Source organism: Allocoleopsis sp., assembly GCF_036703385.1.
Taxonomy (GTDB): domain Bacteria; phylum Cyanobacteriota; class Cyanobacteriia; order Cyanobacteriales; family Coleofasciculaceae; genus Allocoleopsis.
In genome coordinates this window covers 1-6402 of the sequence record NZ_DATNPA010000353.1, presented here as the reverse complement: position 1 = coordinate 6402, position 6402 = coordinate 1, and the positions used below count along the sequence as shown (strand labels likewise).

The 6402-nt window shown below is 44.8% G+C and carries 8 protein-coding genes and 1 pseudogene; 4 read left to right on the top strand and 5 right to left on the bottom strand.

The window, feature by feature from the left end:
- Positions 1 to 741: methyltransferase domain-containing protein (locus V6C93_RS17555; RefSeq protein ID WP_333477961.1), on the bottom strand; the 741-nt coding region annotated here is incomplete at its 3' end.
- Positions 742 to 1132: 391 nt separating this feature from the next.
- Between V6C93_RS17555 and V6C93_RS17550 the strand changes: the two genes are divergently transcribed.
- The 3 genes from V6C93_RS17550 to V6C93_RS17540 all read left to right on the top strand — a co-directional run bounded on the left by V6C93_RS17550 (position 1133) and on the right by V6C93_RS17540 (position 3265).
- The gene (locus V6C93_RS17550) at positions 1133 to 2104 is read left to right on the top strand and encodes a sodium-dependent bicarbonate transport family permease (RefSeq protein ID WP_333477960.1); all 972 of its coding nucleotides are present in this window, start codon (positions 1133 to 1135) and stop codon (positions 2102 to 2104) included.
- Positions 2105 to 2108: 4 nt separating this feature from the next.
- Positions 2109 to 2420 (top strand): P-II family nitrogen regulator, encoded by a 312-nt coding sequence (locus tag V6C93_RS17545; protein WP_333477959.1) that lies wholly within the window; start codon positions 2109 to 2111, stop codon positions 2418 to 2420.
- Positions 2421 to 2545: 125 nt separating this feature from the next.
- Entirely contained in the window at positions 2546 to 3265 is a 720-nt protein-coding gene (locus V6C93_RS17540; protein ID WP_333477958.1) for a carbonic anhydrase, read from the top strand.
- Between the two features lie 348 nt (positions 3266 to 3613).
- Here V6C93_RS17540 and V6C93_RS17535 read toward each other — a convergent pair.
- From V6C93_RS17535 to ilvA, 4 genes and pseudogenes are all read right to left on the bottom strand, one after another.
- Positions 3614 to 3797 (bottom strand): annotated as a pseudogene (locus tag V6C93_RS17535) (type II toxin-antitoxin system HicA family toxin).
- Positions 3794 to 4024: a type II toxin-antitoxin system HicB family antitoxin gene (locus V6C93_RS17530; RefSeq protein ID WP_333477957.1), complete on the bottom strand. Its 231-nt coding sequence runs from the start codon at positions 4022 to 4024 to the stop codon at positions 3794 to 3796. The pseudogene V6C93_RS17535 and the gene V6C93_RS17530 overlap by 4 nt, the downstream one beginning before the upstream one ends.
- 105 nt (positions 4025 to 4129) lie before the next feature.
- Positions 4130 to 4321 carry a DUF29 family protein gene (locus V6C93_RS17525; RefSeq protein WP_333477962.1) on the bottom strand — a complete coding sequence of 64 codons (192 nt, stop codon included), beginning with the start codon at positions 4319 to 4321 and terminating at the stop codon, positions 4130 to 4132.
- Entirely contained in the window at positions 4318 to 6009 is a 1692-nt protein-coding gene (gene ilvA / locus V6C93_RS17520; protein ID WP_333477956.1) for a threonine ammonia-lyase, biosynthetic, read from the bottom strand. The genes V6C93_RS17525 and ilvA overlap by 4 nt, the downstream gene beginning before the upstream one ends.
- Before the next feature lie 91 nt (positions 6010 to 6100).
- On the opposite strand from ilvA, the gene V6C93_RS17515 reads away from it, so the two are divergent.
- A partial coding sequence (locus tag V6C93_RS17515; protein WP_333477955.1) for a hypothetical protein occupies positions 6101 to 6402 on the top strand: 302 nt, incomplete at its 3' end.

Here is a 6402-nt window from a genome sequence, read left to right as displayed (position 1 = left end):
GTTGACCATAAACCAGCAAGCAGATTGCTCTTTAAAAGAAAGTTCAAAATAATTTGCAATATGACGTTTGGGGACAATCAATGCATGTCCTTTACTCAATGGATAACCATCTAATATGGCATAAGCCGTTGCTGATTCCGTTAGTAAGGTTAAATGGCTGTGGGGATTGCAAAATATACAAGTACTAGATGAATTTCTGTGATAGTTATAATGAGTATACTCATAAATCTCGCAAGATTCATCTAGGTGAATTGAAGGGAAGGGAAGTTTACTAATACACTGATATGTATGTTTTTTATGTATATAGTGTTCTCTAAAACCTTCTTTTTTAATGTCTCTTCTAACGGCATAGTAAGCTTTTCCTCCCGGTTTCAATAAATGCGATACTTCCATCATAACATTAGCTTGTTCTTCAGGGAATAAAACATTTAAAACATAAAGGCAAATTATTGTGTCAAATTTAACATTCGGATATTGTGGGAAGTAATGAGGGTCATATCCTGTAATATCGAAGCTTTTTTGTTGTAATAATTTAACATCATTGCCTAAGCCGCAACCAAAGTCTAAAACCTTACCTTGAATTAGATTTTTACTTAATAAAAAATTTGCTGGAAATGATAATTTAATTCGTTCTATAGCCGTAAGATGGCTGAATTGATTTTTTAGTTTCGAGACTGAACAATTTGAGGAGGTAACTTTTTGGGGCTGGTTGAGGAGAGGAGAGACTTGATGTTCTATCATAAGTAGATGCGGTAAAACTCCACTATAGGGCGAGGCTAGACCGCAATAAATCGGTAGAATCCCTGAACTTTTAGCCGTTAAACCACGAGGCGATCGCAAATCTACGTATTAATTTAGCCCCTTTCAATTTGATGTTTCCACTGTATCCCCTGCTGGTTGTAGAAGCGATCACTCTACCCCAAAACTAGCTTTGATCGTCGAAGTCATAGGAAATCGACGATTTAAAGAACATTTACTTATATTAAACATAAGAATTACTAATGTTTTTTTAGCGGCTCAATTGTCATACAGTGGTTCTACATCATCTTTAGATGTTCCATATTCAATTGCATGGTTCTGTCATGATGAAAGCCTTTTTCAATGTCTTCCTGTGCGGGGATGGTGAGCGGACATGGATTTAAGCCTGATCGTTTCAAATATCCTGAATCCACCAATCCTGTTCTTCTTCTTGGGCATGTTAGCCGTTTTTGTAAAATCCGACCTAGAAATTCCGGCTCCTTTCCCAAAATTGTTATCCCTTTACCTGCTATTTTCGATCGGATTTAAGGGAGGAGTAGAGCTGATCAAGAGCGGTGTTACTCAGGAAGTCATTTTAACGCTCTTAGCCGCGATATTAATGGCCTGTACTGTTCCTATCTACACGTTTTTTATTCTCAAGCTGAAGCTGGACATCTATGATGCCGCTGCGATTGCTGCGACTTATGGTTCCATCAGTGCCGTGACGTTTATTACGGCGGGAGCATTTCTGCACGAGTTGGGAATTGAGTATGATGGTTATATGGTGGCGGCTCTAGCACTTATGGAATCTCCAGCCATTATCGTCGGGCTGATTCTCGTTAACCTATTCGCAGCTAACTCAGAAGAGCGGGAATTTTCCTGGCCAGAAGTCCTGCGAGATGCATTCCTAAATAGCTCTGTCTTTCTGTTAGTCGGTAGCCTAGTCATTGGAGTCTTGACTGGAGAACACGGTTGGCAAGTATTAGAACCCTTTACTCAAGGATTGTTTTACGGCATCCTGACATTCTTTCTGCTCGACATGGGACTGGTTGCTGCCAAGAGGATTAAAGACTTGCAAAAAACGGGTGCTTTTCTCATTTCTTTTGCCATACTAATCCCAATCGTCAATGCTTGTATTGGGCTTGTCATTGCCAAATTTATCGGAATGGCTGAGGGCGATGCACTTTTGTTTGCAGTGCTATGTGCCAGTGCTTCTTATATCGCTGTTCCCGCTGCTATGCGGTTAACGGTGCCAGAAGCCAACCCTAGCTTGTACGTTTCTACTGCTCTGGCTGTCACCTTTCCTTTCAATATTATTGTGGGGATTCCTTTATATCTATACGGGATTAATACCTTCTGGAGATAACATCATGCATCCAGTTAAACGAATAGAGATCGTCGCGAACTCATTTGAACTTGGCAAAATTCTAGATGCCTTAAAACAAGCCGGGGTATCTGGGCATCTAGTCATCCGGAATGTTGCCGGACAGGGACTTCTAGGAGATGCCGAAGATTTGGACATGACGATGTTAGATAATGTCTACGTGATTGCTTTTTGTCCCCCGGAAAAACTTAAATCCGCTGTAGAAGTCATTCGACCGATCCTCAACAAGTTTGGAGGCACCTGTTACATTTCGGATGCAATAGAAATTCGTTCGCTCAGATGCGTCGCGTCAATATAAGATGATTGCTTCTGTCTCCCTTTGAAATCTGAATAAATTAAAAAACAAAAGCTCTAGTCAAAGCTAGATGTGGTTTTGACTCCAGCTTTCCATTGGCAATATTGACTTTTCTCTTCTCAATAACCATGAATCAAAATAATGGATGGATGGGTCGTCGCAGTTTCTTGAACTTAACAGGAACTGGTGGAATGGGTTTGGTCGCTGCTGTGGCAGGAAGTGCATTCTGGAGCTTAAAGTTAGAGCAAGCGATCGCGTCACCAGCACTTGAACCTCCTAACCCCGATGCTGCACTAAAACGGCTGATGGATGGCAATCAACGGTTTGTGAAGCAAAACAGTAAGCATCCCGATCAATCCAAGGCACGGATGAAAGAAGTGGCCCAGGCACAACACCCGTTTGCGACTGTGTTAAGCTGCGCGGATTCACGAGTGGCTCCCGAAATCTTGTTTGATGAAGGAATCGGTGACTTATTTGATATCCGAGTTGCCGGAAATATCGTGATTCCGGAAGTGCTGGGCAGCATAGAATATGCGGTAGCTATCCTTGGCACTCCTGTGCTGATGGTTTTAGGTCACGAACGCTGTGGTGCTGTTACTGCTGCCGTCCAAGCAGAACGTCTTCCCGGTCATATTGGTTCTTTTGTTAAAGCCATCAAACCGGCTATTTCCAGAACAAAAGGTCAATCAGGCGATCCGGTTGATAATGCCGTGGTTGCGAATGTTCAGTATCAAATTGAAAAATTGAAACGGAGTTCAACGATTTTGTCTACGCGATCACAAGATGGCAAGCTCAAAATTGTTGGAGGACGCTACGACCTTGATACGGGAGAAGTTATCCTGATTTAGCAGGGTGTTGATGGAAACAAGAAAACTAGGATACCATTGGAGCCTAAGTACAACAATAACCTTTCCAAGCGTAAGGAGCGATGTGTGTCAGGGAAGTCTGACGAGTGAGATTGCTAGAATTAGAGCAAACTTGCTTGTCTACTAGGAGGAGTATTACTCTGACGAAGACTCAAGAACAATCCTGAAAATAGAGGCTGAAACAACGCAGATACGTTCAGATTGAGAACTATTTTCATTATGAAAGTTGTGGGCGATCAGCTTCGCTGGTGCCGAAGGCAATCGCCCATAGGGGTCTATCTTGAAGCTGTCTCACAAGAGTTCGATGAATTCATCTACACTCAAGTCCACTTATCGGACGATCGCACGTAGAGTCCCTCGATCTAGCTCATCGTGATTTGGTACGCTGACTGTCGTTTTAGGTTCTTCACGAACTAGAATAATGTGACTGCCACGTTGCCGAGCTACAACGAAGCCAATCTGCTCAAGTGCCTTGACACATTCTGCACGCCTATATGACAGGCAACTTACTCATACCAGCACAACTTCAACTCTATCGTCTGGAACAGGTTCGCCACGGTCTTGCAGAACCTCAACATAGAGAGTGATCGCCTCTTCGATATTGGCTAAAGCTTCTTCACGGGTTTTTCCCTGACTGATACAACCCGGTAAACTTGGTACCTCGACAACAAAATAACCATCCTCACCAGGATACAGCAGCACTTTTCGCCTGGATTCAACTTGAGGTTTTGCCACAGCCATTGTTCAACACCTGCTCGGTTCTGCTTTCAAATGCTAACACTCAGTAGAAACAGAGAATCGCTAACTCCTGACTTCTATTTTCAAAGCAGGTTTATATGATCGTCCTTATTCCAGCACATCATCTATTGCAGGTTCACCAGAATAAAAGCCATCCCTAACAATTTCTTCCAACGTATACGAGCAATTATCCGAGAAGGTTTTTAGCGGTAGATTTGTTTCTCCTACCGCTAAATCTCTACCACTCTCATAAATCTTTTGTAGCGCTTCCTCAAGATATTGCCCTCGCTGTCGAACTATGCCTCAGCCGATGAGCGGTAGGGCAAGCGTGGCGTACAATTTTCTTGCCCCAAAAATAGCTTGTAGGCGGGATTGTTGCTTTCATCCCAATAGCGATAACCAAGGGTATCGAGAAAGGCTTGCCACTCCTTCATCTCATCGGGTGGTACTTGCATCCCCACAACAATTCGCCCGTAGTCTGCCCCATTGTTGCGGTAGTGAAAGACGCTGATATTCCAGTTGGGGCTCATAGAACTGACGAACTTCATTAATGCACCGGGACGTTCGGGAAACTCAAAGCGATACAGCAGTTCATTGCAAGCGAGAGGAGAACGTCCGCCAACCATGTGCCGTAAGTGCAATTTCGTCAGTTCATCATCAGTTAAATCCAGAGTTTTGAATCCACAAGCTTCAAAAGATTCAACCATCTTTGCGGCGTCAGCACGGTTTTGAATTTGCACTCCGACAAAAATATGGGCTTCCTTTTGGTCGGCAATACGATAGTTAAATTCAGTAAGGTTGCGTTTGCCCATACAGTCACAAAACTTGCGGAGACTACCTGGTTTTTCAGGAATGGTGACGGCAAAGATGGCTTCGCGGCGTTCGCCTAATTCTGCCCGTTCTGCCACAAAGCGAAGGCGATCAAAGTTCATGTTAGCACCGCAGGCAACGGCAACTAAGGTTTGTCCTTGGATTTGTTCTCGTTCGGCGTAGGCTTTGGCGGCTGCGATCGCAAGTGCTCCGGCGGGTTCTAAAATTGATCGCGTATCCTCAAACACGTCTTTTATCGCCGCACAGGTGTCATCCGTATCCACCAGAATAATTTCATCCACATATTCCTGACACAGACGGAAAGTTTCTTCCCCCACTTCCCGCACGGCAACCCCATCGGCAAATAAACCCACATTCGACAATCGCACCCGTTTCCCGGCTTTGAGGGATTGATTCATGGCATCGGCATCCACGGGTTCAACGCCAATAATCTTGATTTCCGGACGCAACCGCTTCACATACGCCCCAATCCCGGAGATTAATCCGCCACCTCCGATTGCCACAAAAATAGCATGGATAGGTTGCTGGTATTGCCGTAGAATTTCCATGCCAATGGTACCCTGTCCGGCAATCACATGCGGATCGTCAAAGGGGTGAATAAAGGTTAAGCCCTTGTCTGCTTCCAGTTGACGGGCATAGGCATAGGCATCGTCGTAGGTATCCCCATGCAACACCACTTCTCCCCCACGGGCTTTGACGGCATCTACCTTAACCTGGGGTGTGGTGACGGGCATGACGATAATCGCTTGCGTTCCTAGCTGACGGGCAGCAAGAGCGACTCCTTGGGCATGGTTTCCGGCGGATGCGGCAATTACGCCCTGTGCCAGCAAATCCGGTGGCAGTTGCGCCATCTTGTTGTAAGCACCCCGCAGTTTGAAGGAAAAGACAGACTGCATATCTTCCCGCTTAAGCAGGAGTTTGTTATTGAGTCGTGCGGAGAGGTTTGGGGCGTATTCGAGGGGCGTTTCTTGGGCGACATCGTAGACACGAGCCGTCAGGATTTGTACCAGGTAGTCGCAGAGCATGGGGTGAAGGGGGTGAGCAGATGCGGGGTGTAAAGAAAATTTTACTTTACTGGTGGCTCGGAGGTGTGGGGGTGAGGGTGCGATCGCTGTGCGAATGACCCGACTATTGCCAATAAAATCACTTCTTCTCATTACCACAAGAGACCCATCAATTTTATGGTTAGAGGTTACGGAATATCATCTCATGCGAATGAATATATACAATGATACTTTGCGCCAACTTATGTCAAGATCTCCATTACCCGATCCTAATCAAAGAAAAAGTTCTGTACAAAACCCGCTTTGGCTCATTATCAACATCTCTATTCCTGTCTTCATCGTCTTGATGCTTTTGCACATCGGAGTCACACTTTCTGGTGCTGTGTTGCCAAACGGTGTTTCCAACACTCTCCAGGGACAGATAACTTTGATTACAGCCACCTTTTGGAACTTCATTAAACCCTTCCTCCAAATCCTCATTATGCTAACCATCGTTCAATGGACACTTGACAGGTTGGGCTTTTCCCTCTCCTCTAGAAACCAAAT